Source organism: Pseudomonas sp. TAE6080 (assembly GCF_018732265.1).
Taxonomy (GTDB): domain Bacteria; phylum Pseudomonadota; class Gammaproteobacteria; order Pseudomonadales; family Pseudomonadaceae; genus Aquipseudomonas; species Aquipseudomonas brenneri.
Genome location: NZ_JAHIDY010000003.1, coordinates 99089 through 118999 on the forward strand (window position 1 = coordinate 99089; position 19911 = coordinate 118999).

Below are 19911 nucleotides of genomic sequence, written 5' to 3' on the forward strand. Positions count from 1 at the left end.
AGCAGCAAGCAGCAAGCAGCAAGCAGCAAGCAGCAAGCAGCAAGCAGCAAGCAGCAAGCAGCTTTTCGCTAAAGTTTTTACTTGTCGTTATGTCAGCGGCTTATATTCCCGGCGCATTGGCGGCTTGGTCGATAGGTGATTGCAAAGAAGCCTGGACCTCAGGGACTAGCACTTTAAACTTTCATGGCCCGGCATCTCTAAGCATACCTGCGGACACACCCTCAGGAACGGTAATTTATGAAGAAACCCAAGGTAACGTTAGTGCAACCTTTAGATGCGAAACACCTGCTGCCTTCGGTATAAAATCGAACCTTGCGGTCGGCGAACAACCGACGGGAGGCTATCTATTCCCCATCAAAGATACTGGCCTCTCTTGGCAAATTTCCGCTTCTAACGGCAGCCTAATCGCGGGAAAAATCCCTTCAGTACCACCAGGTAAAATTTTGCCACCCCTAGGCCCTGTTAACCTTTGGTACAGCTGGTCCAGCAACGTTAGCACATTCAAATTGGAAATAATTAAAACGGGCAACATTACTGGAAAAACGAAGCTGCCCGCAGGTATCTGGGGAACTATCAAGGCCAACCAGATGGCCCTTATCAATGTTGCCATGTCAAAAGAAGTTCCCCAGGAAGCACTATCATGTGTAACACCCAATATCTCGGTGCCAATGGGTGAATACACCCCTGGTGACTTTCATAGCAATGGACAGACCCTTCCTATCGACTACAAAATTGGACTTCTGAATTGCCCGAAGGGTATCAAAAAAGTAATTTATACCTTAATCGCCACGACCCCTATCATTGATAAAACAGGAGGGGTAGTTTCAATGAGTGCCAATTCTACAGCCAATGGTGTTGGTCTGAAACTTATGAATGACAACGGACTTCCGATAGAACTGAATCGCTCTTACACGTTTTCTGATTACAATACAGCTGGAGGAAATTTCTCTATACCCTTAACAGCTGCCTATGTACGACTACAAAACCAACAGCTCGTTTCGGGATCGGCCAATACTGAAGTTACCTTTTCAATCAGCTACTTATAAAGTGCAACTAGAACGCGGAGTCGTGCTTTTCTAAAGCGATGGGCATCAGCAAGAAGTTTTTCTATTTTGAGTACGCTGGCTGCCCACCGTAATTTTAAACAGCGACTCCCTCCCCTTGCCCACCGTCCATTAATCTGATCCAGCACCCTCTGGTACGACAAAGCGTGCCGGACACTTCCACCGCAGGTATTTATTTTTTAATAGACACAGTCGTGGCTCTGCTACCTTCAGATTTGGTGGGTTCGACTAAGAGGTGCCGGCGACGCATCAAGCGATAGGCTGCCGGAATCACAAAAAGTGAAAGCAAGGGCGCTGTGACCATGCCGCCAACCATGGGCGCGGCAATGCGGCTCATCACTTCGCTACCAGTCCCACTGCCCAACAAGATGGGTAACAAGCCCGCAATAATGACGGCCACGGTCATGGCCTTAGGTCGAACTCGCTGCACAGCACCTTCACGAATCGCCGCAATCAATCCGCGCTCAGTGCTGTCGCCGACGTTTTCACGTTCGGCCCAAGCGTTCTTCAGGTAGAGCAGCATGATCACGCCGAACTCGGCAGAAACCCCAGCCAAGGCGATAAAGCCGACTCCGGTGGCGACCGACAGGTTGAACCCCAAGAGATAGAGGAACCATGCTCCACCGCTCAGTGCAAATGGCAGAGTGGCCATGATCAATAGCGCCTCATCGAAGCGGGCGAAAGTCAGGTAGAGCAGAACGAAGATGATCAACAGCGTGGCAGGTACTACCAGTTTGAGGCGTGCGTTGGCCCTTTCGAGAAACTCGAACTGTCCCGAGTAGCTCAGGCTCATGCCTGGCTGCAGCTTGACCTGTTCATTGATGACCCGACGCAGGTCGGCGACAACCGAGGCAATGTCCCGTCCCCGCACGTCGATATACACCCAGCCTGAAGGCCTTGCGTTTTCGCTCTTGAGCATCGGCGGCCCGTCGCTGACCTTGATCTTCGCCACCGTGCCAAGTGTGATTTGGCTGCCTAGCGGGGTGTAGATTGGCAACTGCGCCAGGGCGCCGAGCGAGTCACGCCACTCACGGGGGTAACGGACGTTGATCGGGAAGCGTGCAAGCCCTTCAATGGTCTCTCCGACGTTTTCACCGCCGATAGCGCCGGCCACAATGGACTGCACATCGGCGATATTCAGTCCGTAGCGGGCGGCGGCCTTGCGGTCGATATCCACGTCGATATAGCGGCCACCGGTCAGTCGTTCAGCCAGAGCCGAACTGACCCCTGGCACATCCTTGGCTACCCGCTCGACCGCCTGAGTCACTGCATCGATCTCCGTCAGGTTGGTGCCGGCAACTTTCACCCCAATTGGACTCTTGATACCCGTAGCCAGCATGTCGATACGATTGCGAATCGGGGGGATCCAGATATTCGTCAGCCCAGGAACTCGTACCACTCGATCCAGCTCTTCCACCAACTTTTCCTGGGTCATGCCTGGACGCCATTGCTCGTGCGGCTTGAATTGAATGGTGGTTTCGAACATCTCCAGCGGTGCAGGGTCGGTGGCGGTTTCAGCGCGCCCCGCTTTACCGAAGACGTGTTCAACTTCAGGCACGGTTTTGATCAGACGGTCAGTCTGTTGCAGCAGTTGTGCCGCTTTCTGCGCCGACAATCCCGGCAGAGCTGAAGGCATATAGAGCAGGTCACCCTCATCCAACGGGGGGAGAAACTCGCCACCCAAGCGCGACATTGGCCATAGCGTACTGACAACAACCAATAGCGCCACCAGCAGCGTGATCTTTGGTCGACACAAGACTGCGTCCAGGGCTGGCTGATAGATCCGAATCAACCACCGGTTCAACGGGTTCTGATGTTCACTGGGAATTCGTCCTCGAATCCAGTAGCCCATCAGCACTGGCACCAAGGTCACTGACAATCCCGCCGCTGCCGCCATGGCGTAGGTCTTGGTGAAAGCCAAAGGGCCGAACAACCGTCCCTCCTGAGCTTCCAGCGTGAACACCGGAATAAACGACAGGGTGATAATCAACAAACAGAAGAACAGCGCGGGGCCCACCTCTGCCGCCGCTTCGGTCATTACATGCCAATGACGCTCGCCCTTCAGCTCTTCCCCCGGATTGGCCACGTGCCATGCCTCAATTTTCTTGTGAGCGTTCTCGATCATCACCACAGCGGCATCGACCATGGCGCCAATGGCAATGGCAATCCCGCCCAAGGACATGATGTTGGCGTTGATGCCTTGGTAGCGCATGACGATAAAGGCAATCAACACACCAACAGGCAGCGAGATGATCGCCACCAGGGATGAGCGCAGGTGCCAGAGGAAGATTCCACAGACTAACGCGACGACAATGAACTCTTCGATCAGCTTGTGGCTGAGGTTTTCAACAGCGCGGTCGATCAGCTTGCTGCGGTCGTAGGTGGTAACGATTTCCACCCCGGACGGCAGGCTGCTTTTCAGTTCGTCGAGCTTGGCCTTGACTGCCGCAATGGTCTCGCGAGCATTCTTGCCACTGCGCAAAATCACCACGCCACCGACGGTCTCTCCTTCGCCGTCAAGTTCGATAATGCCCCGCCGCATTTCCGGCCCCAACTGGATCGTTGCGACATCGCCAAGGGTCATTGGTACACCACCCGCACCCAACTTAAGCGGGATCGCCCGGAAGTCATTGAGCGTCTTCAGATAGCCCGAGGCGCGCACGATGAACTCGGTCTCCGCCATCTCCAGCACGGCACCACCGGTTTCCTGATTGGCCTTGCCGATGGCGTCGGTCACCTCAGCCTGAGTGATGCCGAAGCTGGCCAATTTCAGCGGATCGAGCTGCACTTGATACTGCTTGACCATGCCACCCACGGTGGCTACTTCCGCAACGTTCGGCAGGGTCTTGAGTTCAAACTTGAGGAACCAGTCCTGAAGAGCGCGAAGCTGTGCCAAATCGTGCCCGCCACTGCGATCCACCAGTGCGTACTGATAGATCCAACCCACCCCCGTCGCATCTGGCCCCAACGCCGGCTTGGCGCTGGCCGGCAAGCGGCTTTGTATCTGACTCAGGTACTCCAACACCCGCGAGCGAGCCCAATACAAGTCAGTGCCGTCTTCGAACAGCACGTAGACAAAACTATCGCCAAAGAAAGAATAACCACGCACGGTCTTGGCCCCCGGCACCGAGAGCATGGTGGTGGCCAACGGATAGGTGACCTGGTTCTCGACGATCTGCGGCGCTTGTCCTGCATAAGGGGTGCGGATAATCACCTGTACATCGGAGAGATCTGGCAACGCATCAATGGGCGTGCTTTGCACCGACCAGACGCCCCAAGCGGTGACAAACAGTGTCGCCAGTAGCACTAGGAATCGGTTGGCCACTGACCAACGAATCAGGGCAGCAATCATGGCTGGCTCCCCGATTTATCCAGGCGCTCAACACGCAAGCCATCGTCGATCTGGCTCAACGCGATTCGAACCTTGTCACCCGCTTTGAGGCCCTGCATCAGCGCCGGACTAGCGAGTGGGAACGTCATCGTCATGCCAGGCATACCCAGCGTCTTGAAAGGGCCGTGGGCGAGCGTGACGTCTTTGTCGTTGATTTCAACGATCTGCCCATCCGCCTCATGAAAGCTGGAGGCTGTTTCACTGGGTGGCGACTCTTCCTCCGTGCGAGCAACAATGCCCTTGAGACTGGCCTCCGAGTCGAGCAGGAACTGGCCAGACGTAACCACCTTCTGGCCTGCTTCCAGACCTTTCACTATCGCCGTTTTGCCATCGCTTTCCTGCCCGAGGTGCACCTCCACTGGACGGTAGCGACCAGCGTCTTCGGCGAGCATCACCAGGGCTCGTCGGCCAGTGCGAATCACCGCCTCACTCGGCACCCACAATACACTTTGCTCGGTCGAACGATTCAGGCGTACCTGCACCGTCAAACCCGGCCTGAGGCGCTCGCCCGGATTGGGTAACTCGACACGTACCCGAAGTGTGCGGCTGTCCGGATTGGTCTCGGGCAAAATCGCGCTGACCTTGCCACTGAGTGTTGTTCCTGGGAAGGCCGGCAGTCGCGCTTCGACCGCCTGCCCCACGGTGATAGCTCCGGAATCCGATTCTGGAACGGCCACGGCTAGCCAGATACTGCTCAAGCCATTGACGCGCGCCAGAGTGTCGCCAGTCGCCACGGTCATACCCGAACGTACATTCAACTCTTGCAGCACACCGCCAATAGGGCTGGTGAGTGTCAGGTAGGGCTGAACCTTACCGCCACGCTCTAACTGAGTGATCAGTGTTGCCGGCATCCCTGTGAGCTGCAGTCGTTGGCGGGCGGCAGCCAACAAGCCAGCATCACCGTTGCGCTTCAGGGCAAGGAACTCTGTCTGGGCGGCTGCCCACTCGGGCACCAGGATATCCGCCAACGCCGCATTGGCTTTGAGTACATCGCCGGGAGCATGGGCATAGACCCGCTCCACAAAACCAGTGGTGCGGGCCTGAATCACAGCGACATCACGCTCGTTGAATCCCAAGACTCCTGTGACGTCGAGACTGGAATTAAAGATTCCACGGGTGACTGTCGCAAAACGCAGACCGAGATTCTGAGTCAGGCTCGGATCGATACTGACGCTCGCACGATCTCCTGCGCCCCCGACGTACCGAGGAACCAGTTGCATGTCCATGAAAGGGGATTTGCCCGGCTTATCGAACTTTTGCTGCGGATACATGGGATCGTACCAATACAGAGCCTTGCGTTCCTCTGGGGAGTTGGGACTCTGCTCCGAGCTGACACCAGGAACTCCGTTCACGCGTTGATGTGCGAACCAATAACCACCGGCAACACCGAATGCCAGCGAGACGCCTACCAGTAATGCCCCGCTCCATTTCTTAAGGATCATTGGCTGGACTCCCCATACGCAAAATACAGACGCGCACTGGTCAGTGCTCGCTGCTCTTCCACGTCGATCTGTTTGAGACGGGCTTCAATGAGTTCACGTCGGGCGGCAATCACCGCGTTTAAATCACCCTTGCCTGCACGGTAACTGGCCATGCTGAGTTCGACCTTTTCCTTGGCCAGAGGCAACAGGCTGTCCTGATTTCTGCGCACGGCACGATTCAGACGCTCATAGTCAGCCAGTTCATTTTCCAGTTGCTGGGTATGCTCGCGTGACAGCGCTTCGCGCTCGGCCTCCAACTGGTTGAGTTCAGCCTGCTTGGCTGCAATCCTGGGGTTTTGGCGAGAGTCGGGAAATAGCGGCAGATCCCAGGAAAGTTGAACACTGACCATGTCGCCGAACTGACGGTCACGATGCTGATAATCAAGCTCCCAACTCCAGTCCGACTGCTTTTGCGCTTCGGCTTCACGAACTTTGGCTTGCGCCTCGCGGGTCATCGGTGCAAACGCTGCCAACTCGGGGTGGTGTTGCAACTTATGGGAGTAGCCTGAGGTATCTACGGGCCATTCAGGCATACGACCCACAGGCTTGTCGTTGGCGGCGGAGCCAATCCAGCGTTTGAGGGCTGCTCGCGCCTGTGCTCTCTGGAGAGTCAGATCGTCCTGTTGCTCCGCCAGTTGAGCGGCTTCTTGCCTGGGTGTCACCGCATCGGCGGGTTGAGCGCGGCCACCGGCAATTTGGGCCCGGACGGTATCGCTCAGCAGGCGGTTTTCTTTGTAGAAGTCCTGGAACAGCACATCCTTGCGCTCAACCGAGTAGCTGCTGATCCAGGCCAATGCCGTGGACTGGCGCACCTTCAGACGTTCGACTCGACGCTGCGCAGAGGCACGATCAATAGCTGCATCGGCGACTTCGATACGCGCTTTGCGCTTGTCGCTATTGGGCACCTCCTGCCTGACCCCGACCATCTGCATGGTCATGAAGTCCTGGTCGATACGCCAACGATCCGGGCCGCCGATGGGGTAGTTCTGCACGCCCACCAGGAGCTTGGGATCAGGTAATTCACCAGCAGGGATGGCTGCACTGCTGGCAGCCTGAATTTTTGCGTCTTGTGCGGTCAGCGACGGCGCATTGTTTTCTGCCAGCCGCAACGCTTCATCGAGCGTCAATGCGGCAGCGAAACTCGGCAATGCCAGCACGCTTGCCGCTAGGCCGGCCACGAGAGACCAGCCTGTGCAATTGCACTTGGAGTTCATGTTTACGATTCCTGTAATCATCCACTGCACGCGCCAAAAGACATGCGCACAGCTAGTCCATCCCGCTAATGCAGAATGAGGCTCAATGTGGGACAGGAATCAAACGCGGGGCGGTCGCCATACCCCGGATAGGGTCTGTATAGGTAGGGAATCGCTGAAAACGGAAATTGCTACTGGGCTGAACAACGTTACGGGAGGCTTGAAGACCGAGACTTGCAACATCCCGCCCGTCTTGCATTCCTGGCCCGGTTTGCAAGGCTTACCGTGCTCGGAAGGGCTTTTCATATCGTTGCAGCAGTCCATCCCCATGTCGTCCATCATAGCCATGCCCATCGTCTTCATTGGGCAAGGTTCTGTTGGTGCCTGAACACCCGCCATCCCGCTGAGGGGAAGCGCCAAGCTGACAAAAAAGATGAGGCAAAACCGCAGATAGCGTTTCATGGGCCGGAGTGTAGTCGCTGAAAATGGCTCTTACAATTGAATGCATGTTCATGCGATATCACCGTATCTGAATTAAGCCAGCATTATCACTAACTTATGATTTGCGCAGCATTCAGATTAAAGGCGACTGGCCAGTTTCTGCCTGGTCTTACCGGCATTTGACCAATGAGTGATGGCATCCACCGCAAGAAAACTCAGAAATACCTTATGTTCACGATGCAAAGTGGCCACTAAAGTGCGCTGCTTACGAGTCAGATACCGGACAAAAACTTAACTAATTTCAAAGAGTTAAGTAAAATGCAAGCCAGCAGCCACTAAGGTCGCGCCTACCCGTACGATAATTTCCTTACCGCCCTTCCTCAGAATCTTACTGATCGCCTGTGCACTGCTGGCCCTCGCACCGTCAACCCACGCCGCACTGAAAATCCAAGGCACACGTCTGATCTACTTCGGTCATGACCGGGAGGTCAGCATCGGCGTGGTCAACCAGGCGCCACAGAAAATGCTGGTGCAAACCTGGATCACCAGCGAGGACGAAGCCGCAGACGACGATGTTCCCTTTGCCGTCACCGAACCGCTAGTGCAACTGGCTGCCGGGGAGCATCACCGACTGCGCATCCTGTATGCCGGTGAAGGCTTGCCCATAGATCGCGAATCGCTGTTCTGGCTCAACGTCATGGAAATCCCACTCATGCCGGAAGGTCCCAACAGCGTGCAGTTTGCGATACGCCAACGACTCAAGCTGTTTTATCGACCGCCCAGGCTCAAGGGTGACTTGGCCGAAGCGGTGCAGCAGTTGGTCTGGCGCAGCGACGACGGACGCACCCTAACGGTCAGCAACCCCAGCGCATTCCACCTTTCGCTGATGAACCTGCAAACCGCCAGCTACGCCCTCAGCGATTATCTGCTGCTCAAACCCTATGAGAGCAAAACCCTAAGCGCCCAAGGCACCTTGCCGAAAGGCGCCACCCTCCACTTCACCGAAATCAACGATATCGGCTTGCAGTCCCACCACAGCGCGGTCGTCAAGTGATCGATCACGGAGTATTTTCACCTATGCCACTGACCAAACGTTTTCTACCACTACTGTTGTGGGCCGGCGCGGTATTGCCTGCTACCAGCCACGCCTTGGCCTGTGTTGAAGACGGAACCAACTCGGCTATCACCCGAGAAGCGCTGGGCACGGCGCTGGCGATCTCAGCCGATGCACCCGACGGCACTATCATCTGGGAGTCCGGCCCACGCTCCGTCCAGATTCTCTGCAAGCAAGACTACGAAGCAGGCCGCGAAGGCGTGTATTTCTACGTCAATCCAGCCAAAGCCAACATCGGTACGGGTATCCGCTTGGGAATCCGCTATAACAACCAGTTGATTACCCAAAGCACCGGGGCGGTCGCTACCGGATTCTTTTCCGACCACGGTTGCAACTGGGCCAACTGCCAAGGCTGGGACAAGGCACGCTTCACCCTCAATTTCAGCGTGTTCATCGAGAAATATGGCACCACGCCGCCAAACGGCCAGGCCAGCCAGTTGGCCTCGTACCGTGTATTCCAACTGGACGGCAAGGGCGGGCTCAACCCCCGCCCCAACAGTAACCTCAACTATGTGGTCACCGGCATGAACGATATCCGCTTCGTGCCGTGCGCCCCCGATCTGACCATCAGCCCCAGTGTGGTCAATTTCCCCAACCCGTCGCATAAAGCATCGATTGGAGAAGTCGCCAGCAGCGCGAACTTCAGCTTGAACCTGCGCAAAGGCTGCTACACGCCTTATACCGTCAGTGCGCGCTTCGCCACCACACCAGGCGGTGGCGGTGTGATCAATGGGTTGCTGGTGCCAGGTAACAACAAGTCAGTGGGAATCTCGCTATCTCGTGTCGATAGCCAACAGCCACTGCCTTTCAACGACTGGTTCACGCTGCAGGCATTGATGGGGCAAGGTCAGAGTCACAATGAATTTCGTGCGGACCTGAAATGGCGCACACAGCCGATCCCAGGTGTATTCGACGCCGCAGTGGTGGTGGATATGTATTACAAGTAGACGTTTTTAAGGATCCTCTTATGCCACGGGCAACTTGAGGAACAAATAGGGTGCGGACACGATGCCGGAACTACATCACCGCAAGATGCGTGTAGAGCGAAGACGGAAGCGGTGATTTGGCTTCAAACATCATTACCGCCGCCATCAAAGTCCGCATGTCGTTCCCTCTTTCGTTTGGCGGGACTCTAGCACTGGCGGACGATTGCAAAAGCCAAGTAGCGTGAGCTGCATTAGACATCCTACCGAATCAACGGAACTCGAAAAGTTCGAATTGAAGATTAGCCTTCGGAATCCGATTGATTTCCATAAGCTCATACACCTTGGCGAGTAGGCCTTTTGGACCGCAAAAGCTTACTTGAATCTTGTGCGGCTCGGTTTGAGCTGCTGCCTCACGCAAGGTTTCAGCCAACTGCTCAGTGCCGCCTGTATTACGAACAAATTGCACGCCACGCATTGCGGTCATGCTTTCCAACTCTTCGGAAGGAGGAAACACGCGTGAGGGGGTGAAGCAATAGACCAGGGTTGCCTTGTTGAAGTCTTTGCCATTCGGATCTTGCAACCAGGAAATGAAGGGTGAAATCCCCACACCGGCGCCGATCCAGATTTCCCGCTCGGCCTGAGAAACCCGTTTAAATCGCCCATAAGGGGCGTAGATAGTGGCCAGCATTCCGGCTTTCGCGCACTCGCATAGCTTTTTGGTGTAATCCCCAAGCCCTCTGATTATGAACTCAACCTGCCCATTTGGACCGCCAGCACTCGCTATCGTGAAAGGGTGAGGCTCACGCAAACCTTTTTGCCGCATTGCCAGAAAAGCAAACTGCCCAGCGCTGAAGTCAAACCCATTATGGGTTGGTTCCAGCGTCAAATGCAGTGCCCTGTTTCCCCTATTGACTGCTGTCACCTTGTACTCGCCAGCACGTGCGAGAAATGGGTAAAAAATCAGTTTGTAGAGGGCCGCTGACACACCCAACCCACAGGACAGCGCCAACCAGATACCTGAAGGGCTGAACAACGTGATCGGTGATTTGAAGCTAAGCCAATGCAAGATCACGACAAGAAACAATGGTCCGGAGAGCTTGTGCCACCACCGCCATACGCTGTAAGGAATATTGCGGTTCAGCGCAAGTAATACGATGAAGCCTAAAGCTACATAGCTCAACTGGCGCACTAGTCGTGTCCAATATTTGGGTAGCTCCAGGATAGGAACGCTGTTCCAAACATCCAGGTTTGCCTTGAATACAAAGTGATAAGTGGCAAATACGAGAGCCCAGATGCCTAGCCACTTGTGCGACTCATAGACCCGGTCTAGGCCGCCGAATAGATTCTCAATTACACCCCAGCGACTGGCCAGCAGGCAGGAAGCAGCCATAAAGACCAGTGCGCAAGTTCCGAGTATCAGGCTGAGAGTTGCCGATGTAAGCCAAGTATCAATAGGTATTTCAATCAACAACGTTAGTGTAGTAACTACCAAGATACCAATTATGCAGTGCCAGCTCTTCACCGTGAATGCTCCAGTCATCAACATGGTTGTAGGCTGAACCTGATCCTCCTTGAGCGTGTCAGCGGCTGGACACGCTAGCAGACTGCCAAAATCGGGGCATGACCCAAGTCATACCTATGGAGAACATCTTAATCATCCCAGACCTGCACGGTGAGTCGCCCCGGCGTCCTGCCGACCGAACACCAACCCCTCATTTGCACGCAGCAGCCCGACCCTCACCTGGATGCCGCACAGAAGGCGATCATCCAGACTGACTTCGGTATGGTTGGTGGACAGCTGGAGATGCCCAGTCGCCGGGCGTTCGTCAAGTATGTAGTGCCCCTGGCCCGGCTTTGCCGGGTATCGCCAGCAAGGCTGCCCCCTACAACAGAAGGTGTCAGTCTCCGTCAAACACCACCGGTTTCATCGCCGCCGTATTGACCTTCAGGGTGAACACATCCGGCCGGGCGTAATGCCCGCACACGTCGAAGTCGAGGTTACTGGCCTGCCCCACAGTCAAATCGATCTCTGCATACAGAATCGTCTCCTGATCAAACACCGGCCCGGCCAGCACCTGACCGGTAGCACTGACGATCATGCTGCCGCCGTGCATGATGTAGTCCCCTTCTGCGGCCTCCAGGCTGAAGTCTTCCCGGTAGGCTGCCGGGTACTCGCCGAGGGTGATCGCCTGGCAAGCGGAGAGCACCGGCACCCGCCCTTCCAGTGCGATATGGACCATGGACGCAGCCCAGGTGGGACGGTCATCGGCAGTCGGCGCACAGTAGATTTCAGTACCCTGGGCATACATCGCCTGGCGCAATGCCGGCATGTAGTTTTCCCAGCAGATAACCGTGCCGATTCGGCCGAACGGGGTATCTACCGGGGCGATGCTTGAGCCGTCGCCGAAACCCCAGATGATGCGTTCCTGCCCGGTCGGCATGAGTTTACGGTGATAGCCTGCAACGCCCTTGCCCGGCGCCAAGGTCACGGCGGTGCAGTACAGGGTCCGACCCAGGCGTTCGATGATGCCCATGACGACATGGACGCCGGTTTCATTGACCACTTCACAGATCTTGGCCAGCTCCGGACCGTCGAGGCTGACGGCGCCTTGCACATACCGCAAGTACTGCGCGCGGCCGATATCATTACGGCTGCCGACGACGGTGCCAAACGCTGCACCTTTGGGGTAACCACCGAGAAACGCCTCGGGGAATACGGCAAGTTCACTACCACGCTCTGCGGCGTCACGAATCAACCCGACGGCCTTTTCAGCACTCAGTTGCGGCTCGAACGGAATGGATGAAGCTTGAACAACAGCAACCTTGATCATGAGTCTTCCCTTGATGAATGTGTGGATCGGCATTAACCGTGGGTGATATCGCGGTCTTTGGTTTCCGGGAGGAGGAACCAGAGCACGATGAAGCAGATCAGCGACACCGCTGCCAGGTAGGCTGCAGGAATGTTCGGGTTATGAGTGGCCTGGATCAGTGCCACGGCAATGAACGGTCCGGGGCCTGCCAGCAGCGCCAAGGCGACGTTGTGGCCAACAGCAGCACCGGTCGAACGGATCGAGGCCGGGAACACTTCAACCAGCAGCACCACATCCATCACTGCGGTGATTGCCACCAGCGCCGCCATGATCACCAGACCCAGCAGAATCGCGGCGAAGCTGCCGGTGTTCATCAACAGGAACACCGGGTACGCCAACAGGGTCAGGCCGGCGGCGGCAGTCAGTACAAACGGACGACGGCCGAAGCGATCGCTCAGGCGACCTACCAGCGGGTTGAACAGGGTGTAGAGCACCAGGGCCAGGCTGCACAGCACCAACGCAGTCGATTTGCTCAGGCCCACGGTCTGGGTCAGGTGGGTGTTGGCGTAGGTGATGAAGTAGTACAGCGACACACCGAACAGGGCGGAGAAGGCAAACGAGACCACGAAGGCTCGCTGCTTGGCCCCACGCGACACCTGCTCCACGGCACCAGTGGCACGCTTGTGTTGCAGCGCCTCGTAGACCGGGGTGTCACCCAGTTTGCGGCGAATGTACATGGCCACACCGGCCATGATGATCGAGGCTACAAACGGTACGCGCCAGCCCCAGGCCATGAGGTCTGCGTCCGACAGGGTCGCGGTGATGATGGCGGCGATGGCCGTACCACACAGGAATGCCGCGCCTGCGGTGCCGGTGATCACGCTGGCTGCGGTTGCCCGGCGGTTGGCGGGGGCGCTTTCGACAATGTAGATGCCGGCGCTGGACCACTCTCCACCCACCATCATGCCCTGCAGAAAACGCAGAGCAACCAATAGGATCGGTGCAGCGATGCCGATGGCGGCGTAGCCGGGCAACAATCCGATCAGGGTGGTGGCCAGGCCCATGCCGAACACGGTGATGATCAGCACGGCGCGCCGCCCCAGCTTGTCGCCAATCGGGCCCAGTACCACAGCGCCCAAGGGCCGTGACAGGAAGCCTACGGCAAACACCGCCAACGACGACAGCAGCGAAACGCCGGGCGCGGTGGAAGGAAAGAACAGTTGCCCGATCACCGCGGCGAAGTAGCCGTAGATGGCAAAGTCGAACCATTCCATGAAGTTGCCAATGCCGACGGCAATGGCCCGTTTGCGCAACTCTGCTGCGTCGTTTGATGAGACCGCGTGCTCACCCTGTTGCGATTGCACTATTGAATCTTGCATCCCCGGCCACCTGATTATTGTTGTGTTTGCGTAGGGCCGAGAATAAGAATGTCGAGTCAAATTAAACAAACGAATACAATAGATGACCATAATTAGCGTTGCTAATATCAGCAGGATCGACCTCAACCTGCTCATCGTTTTTCAGTGCCTGATGAACGAGCGCAGCGTGACCCGTGCAGCAGCGGTGCTGCATGTCACGCAAGGGGCGGTCAGCTCTTCGCTCAAGCGCCTGCGCGAACAGTTTCACGACGAGCTGTTCATCCGTACCAGCGCCGGCATGATGCCAACCCGACGGGCGCTGGAGATTGCGCCGAAAGTCACTGAGGCCCTCACCGCAGTGGCCTCCATCGTCGACAAACGCCCGCAGTTTTCCGCCGAATCGTCCACGCGGGTGTTCAACATTGCGCTGTCGGATGACATCGAAAGCTATGTATCGCCACGGCTGGTCAACGAAGCAAAAGCACGCGGGCTTTCGGTGAAATTTGCCTTTCACCAGAGCAACAGTTCGCTGTGGAAAAGCTCGTTGGCCGACCCGGATATCGACCTGGTCCTGTGCTCCGAACCCAAGGAACTGACTTCGCATTACAGCTCACAGGTACTGTTTTCTTCTTCCTACTCATGCCTCTACGACGGACCCAGGCTAAACCTAAAAAACCCGCTCACCCGCGATGAATACCTCATGCACGAACATGTGCGGATTTCCTTCGACGGGCGCCGGGGGTTCGTTGACGATCTGCTGGAAAGCGAAGGTGTCGCCCGTCGGGTATCGGCATCGTTCACCCACTTCAGTGGCGCCCTGGCGACCCTGGTGCACAGCGATGTGATCGCTACCTTGCCCACGTTTGCGGCACTATCCTATGCGCGGATTGCGCGTTTGACCGTCAGCCCTGTACCGATTTTCGTCCCGGCCTTTCGCGTGTTCATGGTCTGGGATGTGGAGCACAACGACGATCCGCACAACCGCTGGCTACGTAGCTTCATTATCGACACCACCCAGGAACTGCAGCGCGGCTCACACACCGACCTGAGAGGCAGTGACCGGTTGCAAGAGCCGAATGAAAAAAACAGCAGATCATCGACATAATTAACCAAGACGACGACAGCCCGGCAATAAGCCTGGGGGAGATAACGCAATACGGCCTGCTTCCGTGATCGGGATTCGACACGCAAGGTTTGCCGAGCAAGACAACAGATTTCCTCGATGACCTTGGCGACAGGGTCATCCGGATAATCAACGGAGGCAAGACGATGACCAGAGAAGAAGCTTACGCAGAGATTGGCAGGCGACCGCATCCCTTTGGAAGGACTGCAGTGGAATTCAATTCGGCGTGAACATCTTATTTTGGGGCGTAAACGCCGCACAGTTGCTGCTGAACGACCTGAAAGGACGGAGTGCAGAAGGCTCGGCGCCACTGCGAAGCCGTCAAAATAGAAAAGTTCTGGAACGGCTCCATAATAGTTATGGAACATCGAGCAAATACAAGCCCGCCACAGCCAAACCCCAGAAACACAAAAGCCCCGCAATCGCGGGGCTTTCGTATGAATCTTGGCGGGAAACCAGGGATTCGAACCCTGGGAACGCTATTAACGTTCGCCGGTTTTCAAGACCGGTGCATTCAACCACTCTGCCAATTTCCCTTGTGCAACACAGGATTATAGTAGCCCATCCTGTCTCAGCGGGCGCCATAATACCCGAATGAAACACACTGTCAAACTCTCTGCATAGCTTGTTACAGAGCGTCTGTTATGATCTTTGCGACTGAACGTTTCAAAACTGAAGGAGTGTCGCCATGCGCGAACAGGATTACGCAGTTAATAGCAACGTGCAGGCTGAGCAGCTAGAGGTTAGCCGCGTCCTGCGCAATACATACGGCTTGCTCGCCCTCACCCTCGCATTTAGCGGCGTGATGGCGTATGTGGCGCAACAGATGCGTGTCGGCTACCCGAACATCTTTGTGGTATTGATCGGCTTCTACGGCCTGTTTTTCCTCACCAACAAGCTGCGCGACTCGGCCTGGGGCCTGGTGTCGGCGTTTGCCCTGACCGGTTTCATGGGGTTCCTGCTGGGCCCGATCCTTAACCGTTACCTGGGTATGCAGGGCGGCGCGGAAGTGGTCAGCTCGGCGTTTGCCATGACGGCACTGGTGTTTGGTGGCTTGTCGGCCTATGTACTGATCACCCGTAAGGACATGAGCTTCCTCGGCGGCTTCATCACGGCTGGCTTCTTCGTGTTGCTGGCGGCGGTGCTGGCGAGCATGTTCTTCCAGATCAGCGGCCTGCAGTTGGCGATCAGCGCCGGTTTTGTGCTGTTTTCCTCGGTCTGCATTCTGTTCCAGACCAGCGCCATCATCCATGGCGGCGAGCGTAACTACATCATGGCGACCATCAGCCTGTATGTATCGATCTACAACCTGTTTGTCAGCCTGTTGCAGATCTTCGGCATCATGAGCCGCGACGACTGATCCCAGCCTCATCAAAAAGCCCGCTTCGGCGGGCTTTTTGTTGCCTGCGGCTTTATCATTGGCGCAAGTTTGCCTACAGAGTGTTCCATGAAGTTCGCGATTGCGCTTTTTTCCGCCGCCCATGCGCCCTCCTCGCGCCGTGCCCTGCAGTTTGCCCAGGCTGCGCTGGCCGGCGGGCATGAGATTGTGCGGCTGTTTTTCTATCAGGATGGGGTCTACAGCGCATCCAATTCAGTGGTAACACCGCAGGATGAGCAGGATATCGCTCAACAGTGGCGCACCTTCGTCAGCGAGCATCAGCTTGATGGTGTGGTGTGCATTGCGGCAGCATTGCGTCGTGGGGTGTTGAATAACGAGGAAGCCTCACGCTATCAACGTAGCGCGGTCAATATCGATGCGCCCTGGGCGCTGTCGGGCCTTGGGCAGTTGCACGATGCAATCCAGGACGCCGACCGTCTGATCTGCTTTGGAGGGCCATGAAATGTCCAGATCCTTGTTGGTAATCAGCCGCCAGGCACCGTGGTCCGGGCCCAGTGCGCGAGAAGCGCTGGATGTGGTGCTGGCCGGTGGTGCATTCGACTTGCCGATTGGGCTGCTGTTTCTCGATGACGGCGTGTTTCAACTGGCAACCGCGCAGGATGCCAAGGCCGTTCAGCAGAAGGACGTGACTGCCAACCTGCAGGCACTCTCGCTGTTTGGTATCGATGAGGTGTTCGCCTGCAGCCACAGCTTGGCCGAACGTGGGCTGAGCACCCCCGATAACACGCAGCCACTGAGCAGCGAACAGATTTCCCAGATGATTGACCGTTACGATCAGGTGATGACCCTCTGATGTCGACCTTGCATGTGTTGTCCCACTCCCCTTTTACCGACAGCCGCCTGGGCAGTTGCCTACGCCTGTGTGGCGCGCAGGATGCAGTCCTGCTGTGCGGTGATGCAACCTATGCCCTGCAAGCCGGCAGCGCGCCCTTCCAGGCCTTGCAAGCCAAGGCCCTGGATGTCTTCGTGCTGGCTGAGGATGCCCAGGCCCGTGGCCTGTCGTTGCCGGATTGGGCCAAAAGTGTCGACTACCCGGGTTTTGTGCAGTTGTCGATCGACCATGACAAGGTCAACACCTGGCTATGAACACCCTGACCGTAGGCGCGCGCACCCTTGAACTGGACAAGGACGGTTACCTGGTTGACCTGAACACCTGGTCTGCCGAAGTGGCCAGTGCCCTGGCAAGCGCCGAAGAACTGGAGTTGACCGACGAGCACTGGGAGATCCTTGAGCTGCTCAGGGGCTTTTATCGGGAGTTCCAGTTGTCACCGGCCACCCGCCCGCTGATCAAATACACCGCCTTGAAGCTGGGCCCGGAAAAGGGCAACAGCCTGCACCTCAACCGACTGTTCAAAGGCACTCCCGCCAAACTTGCCGCCAAGCTGGCGGGCCTGCCCAGGCCGACGAATTGCTTATGACCGACTTCGCCCCGCTGATCACCGAAACTCCCGCCGAACACCCCTTTGCGCCGTTTGTACGCATCCTCGGCAAAGGCAAGCGTGGTGCCCGCAGCCTGACGCGCGAAGAAGCGCGGGAAGCCATGGGCATGCTGCTCGACGATAAGGTCGAAGACTCCCAGCTCGGCGCATTCCTGATGCTGTTGCGCCACAAGGAAGAAAGCCCGGAAGAGCTCGCTGGCTTCACCGAAGCCCTGCGTGAGCGCCTCAACGCGCCAGCACTGAACGTAGATATCGATTGGCCTACCTACGCGGGGAAAAAGCGCCACCTGCCGTGGTACCTGCTGGCCGCCAAGTGCCTGGCGCAGAACGGTGTGCGAATCTTCATGCACGGCGGCGGCGCCCACACGGCCGGGCGCCTGTACACCGAACAATTGCTGGGTGAGTTGCAGATTCCACTGTGCCGCAGCTGGCAGCAGGTCGAGACAGCCTTTGCGCAAGGCAACCTGGCGTTTATGCCGCTGGGCGACTGGGCCCCGCAACTGCAACGCATGATTGACCTGCGCAACATCCTCGGCCTGCGTTCACCTATCCATTCCCTGGCACGCATCCTCAACCCGTTGGGTGCACGCTGCGGCTTGCAAAGTATCTTCCACCCCGGCTACCAGGGCGTACACCGTGATGCCAGTGGCTTGCTGGGCGACAACACGATTGTGATCAAGGGCGATGGCGGCGAGATCGAGATCAACCCCGATACCACCAGCCATTTATATGGCACCACCGGCGGCGCAAGTTGGGATGAAGAGTGGCCAGCCCTCTCGGCTCAGCGCCACGTCAAGCCGGCCAGCCTCGAACCTGAGCATTTGAAAGCCCTGTGGCGCGGCGAGGTGCAGGATAGCTACCCACAGTTGGCGCTGATCGCCACCATGGCCCTGGCCCTGCGCGGCCTTGGGCACCCACGGGAACAGGCTTTTGAACTGGCCCAGCAGTATTGGGATGCGCGGGACAAATCGATTTAATCGATCATTAACCCCGAGCCTTTGCGCTATTTCTTCGAACTCAGACGATTAGACTGCACACCAACGCTTACTAGCCAAGGAGTCAGTCATGGGTTTGCTGATTGAAGGACGCTGGCATGACCAGTGGTACGAAAGTAGCGCAGATGGCGCCTTCCAACGGGAACAGGCGCAACGCCGGCACTGGGTCACCGCAGATGGCCAAGCTGGCCCAAGCGGCGACAGCGGCTTCAAAGCCGAAGCCGGCCGCTACCACCTCTATGTCTCCCTCGCCTGCCCCTGGGCGCACCGCACCCTGATCCTGCGCAAGCTCAAGGGTCTGGAGAGCCTGATCGACGTTTCAGTGGTCAGTTGGCTGATGCTGGAAAATGGCTGGACCTTCGACAAGGCCCACGGCTCAACTGGCGACAAGCTCGACGATTTTTCCTTCATGCACCAGCGCTATACCGCCGACACCACCGATTACACCGGACGCGTCACTGTGCCCGTGCTGTGGGACAAGAAGCTCAGTCGCATCGTCAGTAATGAATCGGCGGAGATCATCCGCATGTTCAACAGCGCGTTCAACGAGCTGACGGGCAACACCCTGGACTTTTACCCCGAACCGCTGCGTCCAATCATCGACGCGTGGAACGAGCGGATCTATCCCGCCGTAAACAATGGCGTATATCGCGCAGGCTTTGCCACTTCACAGCAGGCGTACGAAAGTGCTTTTGATGACGTGTTTGCCGAGCTGGATCACCTGGAGCAGCACTTGGGTGGTCACCGCTACCTGGCCGGTGAATACCTGACCGAGGCTGATGTACGCCTGTTTACGACGCTGATCCGGTTTGATGCGGTGTATTACAGCCACTTCAAATGCAACCTGCGGCGGATTGCGGATTATCCAAATCTGTCGAATTGGTTACGCGAGCTGTATCAATGGCCGGGCGTGGCCGAGACAGTGGATTTTGCCCATATCAAGGGGCATTACTATGCCAGCCACCGGACGATCAATCCGACGGGGATTGTACCGAAGGGGCCGTTGCAGGCGTTTGATAGCAAACATGACCGACAGAAGATGAGCAGCAAGGGCGTCTGGAGCTGAAGCAAAAACGGTAGGAGCGAGCTTGCTCGCGAAGATCGTCAACGATAGCGCTGGCATCCTGGATGAATGCGGCGCCCTTGAGTTTCTCGCGAGCAAGCTCGCTCCTACAAT

Annotated in this window: 19 protein-coding genes and 1 tRNA gene; 12 read left to right on the plus strand and 8 right to left on the minus strand. The window is 56.9% G+C overall.

The window, feature by feature from the left end; genetic code table 11:
• Nucleotides 1–1046 (plus strand): fimbrial protein (locus KL786_RS29415; RefSeq protein WP_252193590.1); only part of this gene is annotated, 1046 nt, incomplete at its 5' end.
• 190 nt (nt 1047–1236) lie between these two features.
• On the opposite strand, the gene KL786_RS04045 is transcribed toward KL786_RS29415, so the two are convergent.
• From KL786_RS04045 to KL786_RS29420, 4 genes are all read right to left on the minus strand, one after another.
• A complete protein-coding gene (locus KL786_RS04045; RefSeq protein ID WP_215516835.1) occupies nt 1237–4416 on the minus strand; it encodes an efflux RND transporter permease subunit in 3180 nt (1059 codons plus the stop codon).
• Nucleotides 4413–5897, minus strand: a complete 1485-nt coding sequence (locus KL786_RS04050; RefSeq protein WP_215516836.1) for an efflux RND transporter periplasmic adaptor subunit — start codon at nt 5895–5897, stop codon at nt 4413–4415. Before KL786_RS04050 ends, KL786_RS04045 begins: the two co-directional genes overlap by 4 nt.
• Entirely contained in the window at nt 5894–7150 is a 1257-nt protein-coding gene (locus tag KL786_RS04055; RefSeq protein WP_215516837.1) for a TolC family protein, read from the minus strand. The genes KL786_RS04050 and KL786_RS04055 overlap by 4 nt, the downstream gene beginning before the upstream one ends.
• A gap of 99 nt (nt 7151–7249) precedes the next feature.
• On the minus strand, nt 7250–7591 hold the full coding sequence (locus KL786_RS29420) for a hypothetical protein (RefSeq protein WP_252193591.1): 342 nt from the start codon (nt 7589–7591) through the stop codon (nt 7250–7252).
• A gap of 424 nt (nt 7592–8015) precedes the next feature.
• On the opposite strand from KL786_RS29420, the gene KL786_RS04060 reads away from it, so the two are divergent.
• Together KL786_RS04060 and KL786_RS04065 are read left to right on the plus strand one after the other, a co-directional pair.
• Entirely contained in the window at nt 8016–8624 is a 609-nt protein-coding gene (locus KL786_RS04060; protein ID WP_353844641.1) for a fimbrial biogenesis chaperone, read from the plus strand.
• A gap of 23 nt (nt 8625–8647) precedes the next feature.
• Nucleotides 8648–9631, plus strand: a complete 984-nt coding sequence (locus KL786_RS04065; RefSeq protein WP_215516838.1) for a fimbrial protein — start codon at nt 8648–8650, stop codon at nt 9629–9631.
• Nucleotides 9632–9878: 247 nt separating this feature from the next.
• Here the strand turns inward: KL786_RS04065 and KL786_RS04070 are convergent, their stop codons facing one another.
• On the minus strand, nt 9879–11132 hold the full coding sequence (locus KL786_RS04070) for a ferredoxin reductase family protein (RefSeq protein ID WP_215516839.1): 1254 nt from the start codon (nt 11130–11132) through the stop codon (nt 9879–9881).
• A gap of 150 nt (nt 11133–11282) precedes the next feature.
• Between KL786_RS04070 and KL786_RS29425 the strand changes: the two genes are divergently transcribed.
• A complete protein-coding gene (locus KL786_RS29425; protein WP_502937842.1) occupies nt 11283–11552 on the plus strand; it encodes a BrxR family transcriptional regulator in 270 nt (89 codons plus the stop codon).
• Here KL786_RS29425 and KL786_RS04075 read toward each other — a convergent pair.
• Complete coding sequence (locus KL786_RS04075) at nt 11509–12441, minus strand: carbon-nitrogen hydrolase family protein (protein WP_032857336.1); 933 nt, start codon at nt 12439–12441, stop codon at nt 11509–11511. The genes KL786_RS29425 and KL786_RS04075 overlap by 44 nt on opposite strands.
• Nucleotides 12442–12473: 32 nt before the next feature.
• Complete coding sequence (locus KL786_RS04080) at nt 12474–13799, minus strand: MFS transporter (RefSeq protein WP_154843156.1); 1326 nt, start codon at nt 13797–13799, stop codon at nt 12474–12476.
• An 82-nt stretch (nt 13800–13881) separates the two neighbouring features.
• Here KL786_RS04080 and KL786_RS04085 point away from each other — a divergent pair, with 82 nt between their 5' ends.
• Nucleotides 13882–14883: a LysR family transcriptional regulator gene (locus tag KL786_RS04085; RefSeq protein WP_215516840.1), complete on the plus strand. Its 1002-nt coding sequence runs from the start codon at nt 13882–13884 to the stop codon at nt 14881–14883.
• Between the two features lie 463 nt (nt 14884–15346).
• Here the strand turns inward: KL786_RS04085 and KL786_RS04090 are convergent.
• Nucleotides 15347–15437, minus strand: a tRNA-Ser gene (locus tag KL786_RS04090).
• Nucleotides 15438–15589: 152 nt separating this feature from the next.
• On the opposite strand from KL786_RS04090, the gene KL786_RS04095 reads away from it, so the two are divergent.
• The 7 genes from KL786_RS04095 to KL786_RS04125 all read left to right on the plus strand — a co-directional run bounded on the left by KL786_RS04095 (nt 15590) and on the right by KL786_RS04125 (nt 19800).
• Nucleotides 15590–16261 (plus strand): Bax inhibitor-1/YccA family protein, encoded by a 672-nt coding sequence (locus tag KL786_RS04095; protein WP_029293588.1) that lies wholly within the window; start codon nt 15590–15592, stop codon nt 16259–16261.
• Between the two features lie 87 nt (nt 16262–16348).
• Nucleotides 16349–16741 carry a sulfurtransferase complex subunit TusD gene (gene tusD / locus KL786_RS04100; protein WP_215516841.1) on the plus strand — a complete coding sequence of 131 codons (393 nt, stop codon included), beginning with the start codon at nt 16349–16351 and terminating at the stop codon, nt 16739–16741.
• Nucleotide 16742: 1 nt separating this feature from the next.
• The gene (tusC, locus tag KL786_RS04105; protein WP_215516842.1) at nt 16743–17093 is read left to right on the plus strand and encodes a sulfurtransferase complex subunit TusC; all 351 of its coding nucleotides are present in this window, start codon (nt 16743–16745) and stop codon (nt 17091–17093) included.
• Complete coding sequence (gene tusB, locus KL786_RS04110; protein ID WP_032857342.1) at nt 17093–17386, plus strand: sulfurtransferase complex subunit TusB; 294 nt, start codon at nt 17093–17095, stop codon at nt 17384–17386. The genes tusC and tusB overlap by 1 nt, the downstream gene beginning before the upstream one ends.
• The gene (locus tag KL786_RS04115) at nt 17383–17718 is read left to right on the plus strand and encodes a TusE/DsrC/DsvC family sulfur relay protein (RefSeq protein WP_215516843.1); all 336 of its coding nucleotides are present in this window, start codon (nt 17383–17385) and stop codon (nt 17716–17718) included. Before tusB ends, KL786_RS04115 begins: the two co-directional genes overlap by 4 nt.
• On the plus strand, nt 17715–18716 hold the full coding sequence (locus KL786_RS04120; protein WP_215516844.1) for a glycosyl transferase family protein: 1002 nt from the start codon (nt 17715–17717) through the stop codon (nt 18714–18716). The genes KL786_RS04115 and KL786_RS04120 overlap by 4 nt, the downstream gene beginning before the upstream one ends.
• Before the next feature lie 88 nt (nt 18717–18804).
• Nucleotides 18805–19800, plus strand: a complete 996-nt coding sequence (locus KL786_RS04125; protein WP_215516845.1) for a glutathione S-transferase family protein — start codon at nt 18805–18807, stop codon at nt 19798–19800.
• Nucleotides 19801–19911: the final 111 nt, after the last annotated feature.

Bases quoted from the DNA above. Each gene is read 5' to 3' on its own strand.
- KL786_RS04045 (WP_215516835.1), bottom strand. From the start codon at position 4,416: ATGATTGCTGCCCTGATTCGTTGGTCAGTGGCCAACCGATTCCTAGTG.
- KL786_RS04050 (WP_215516836.1), bottom strand. From the start codon at position 5,897: ATGATCCTTAAGAAATGGAGCGGGGCATTACTGGTAGGCGTCTCGCTG.
- KL786_RS04055 (WP_215516837.1), bottom strand. From the start codon at position 7,150: ATGAACTCCAAGTGCAATTGCACAGGCTGGTCTCTCGTGGCCGGCCTA.
- KL786_RS29420 (WP_252193591.1), bottom strand. From the start codon at position 7,591: ATGAAACGCTATCTGCGGTTTTGCCTCATCTTTTTTGTCAGCTTGGCG.
- KL786_RS04065 (WP_215516838.1), top strand. From the start codon at position 8,648: ATGCCACTGACCAAACGTTTTCTACCACTACTGTTGTGGGCCGGCGCG.
- KL786_RS04075 (WP_032857336.1), bottom strand. From the start codon at position 12,441: ATGATCAAGGTTGCTGTTGTTCAAGCTTCATCCATTCCGTTCGAGCCG.
- KL786_RS04080 (WP_154843156.1), bottom strand. From the start codon at position 13,799: ATGCAAGATTCAATAGTGCAATCGCAACAGGGTGAGCACGCGGTCTCA.
- KL786_RS04085 (WP_215516840.1), top strand. From the start codon at position 13,882: ATGACCATAATTAGCGTTGCTAATATCAGCAGGATCGACCTCAACCTG.
- KL786_RS04095 (WP_029293588.1), top strand. From the start codon at position 15,590: ATGCGCGAACAGGATTACGCAGTTAATAGCAACGTGCAGGCTGAGCAG.
- tusD (WP_215516841.1), top strand. From the start codon at position 16,349: ATGAAGTTCGCGATTGCGCTTTTTTCCGCCGCCCATGCGCCCTCCTCG.
- tusC (WP_215516842.1), top strand. From the start codon at position 16,743: ATGTCCAGATCCTTGTTGGTAATCAGCCGCCAGGCACCGTGGTCCGGG.
- tusB (WP_032857342.1), top strand. From the start codon at position 17,093: ATGTCGACCTTGCATGTGTTGTCCCACTCCCCTTTTACCGACAGCCGC.
- KL786_RS04115 (WP_215516843.1), top strand. From the start codon at position 17,383: ATGAACACCCTGACCGTAGGCGCGCGCACCCTTGAACTGGACAAGGAC.
- KL786_RS04120 (WP_215516844.1), top strand. From the start codon at position 17,715: ATGACCGACTTCGCCCCGCTGATCACCGAAACTCCCGCCGAACACCCC.
- KL786_RS04125 (WP_215516845.1), top strand. From the start codon at position 18,805: ATGGGTTTGCTGATTGAAGGACGCTGGCATGACCAGTGGTACGAAAGT.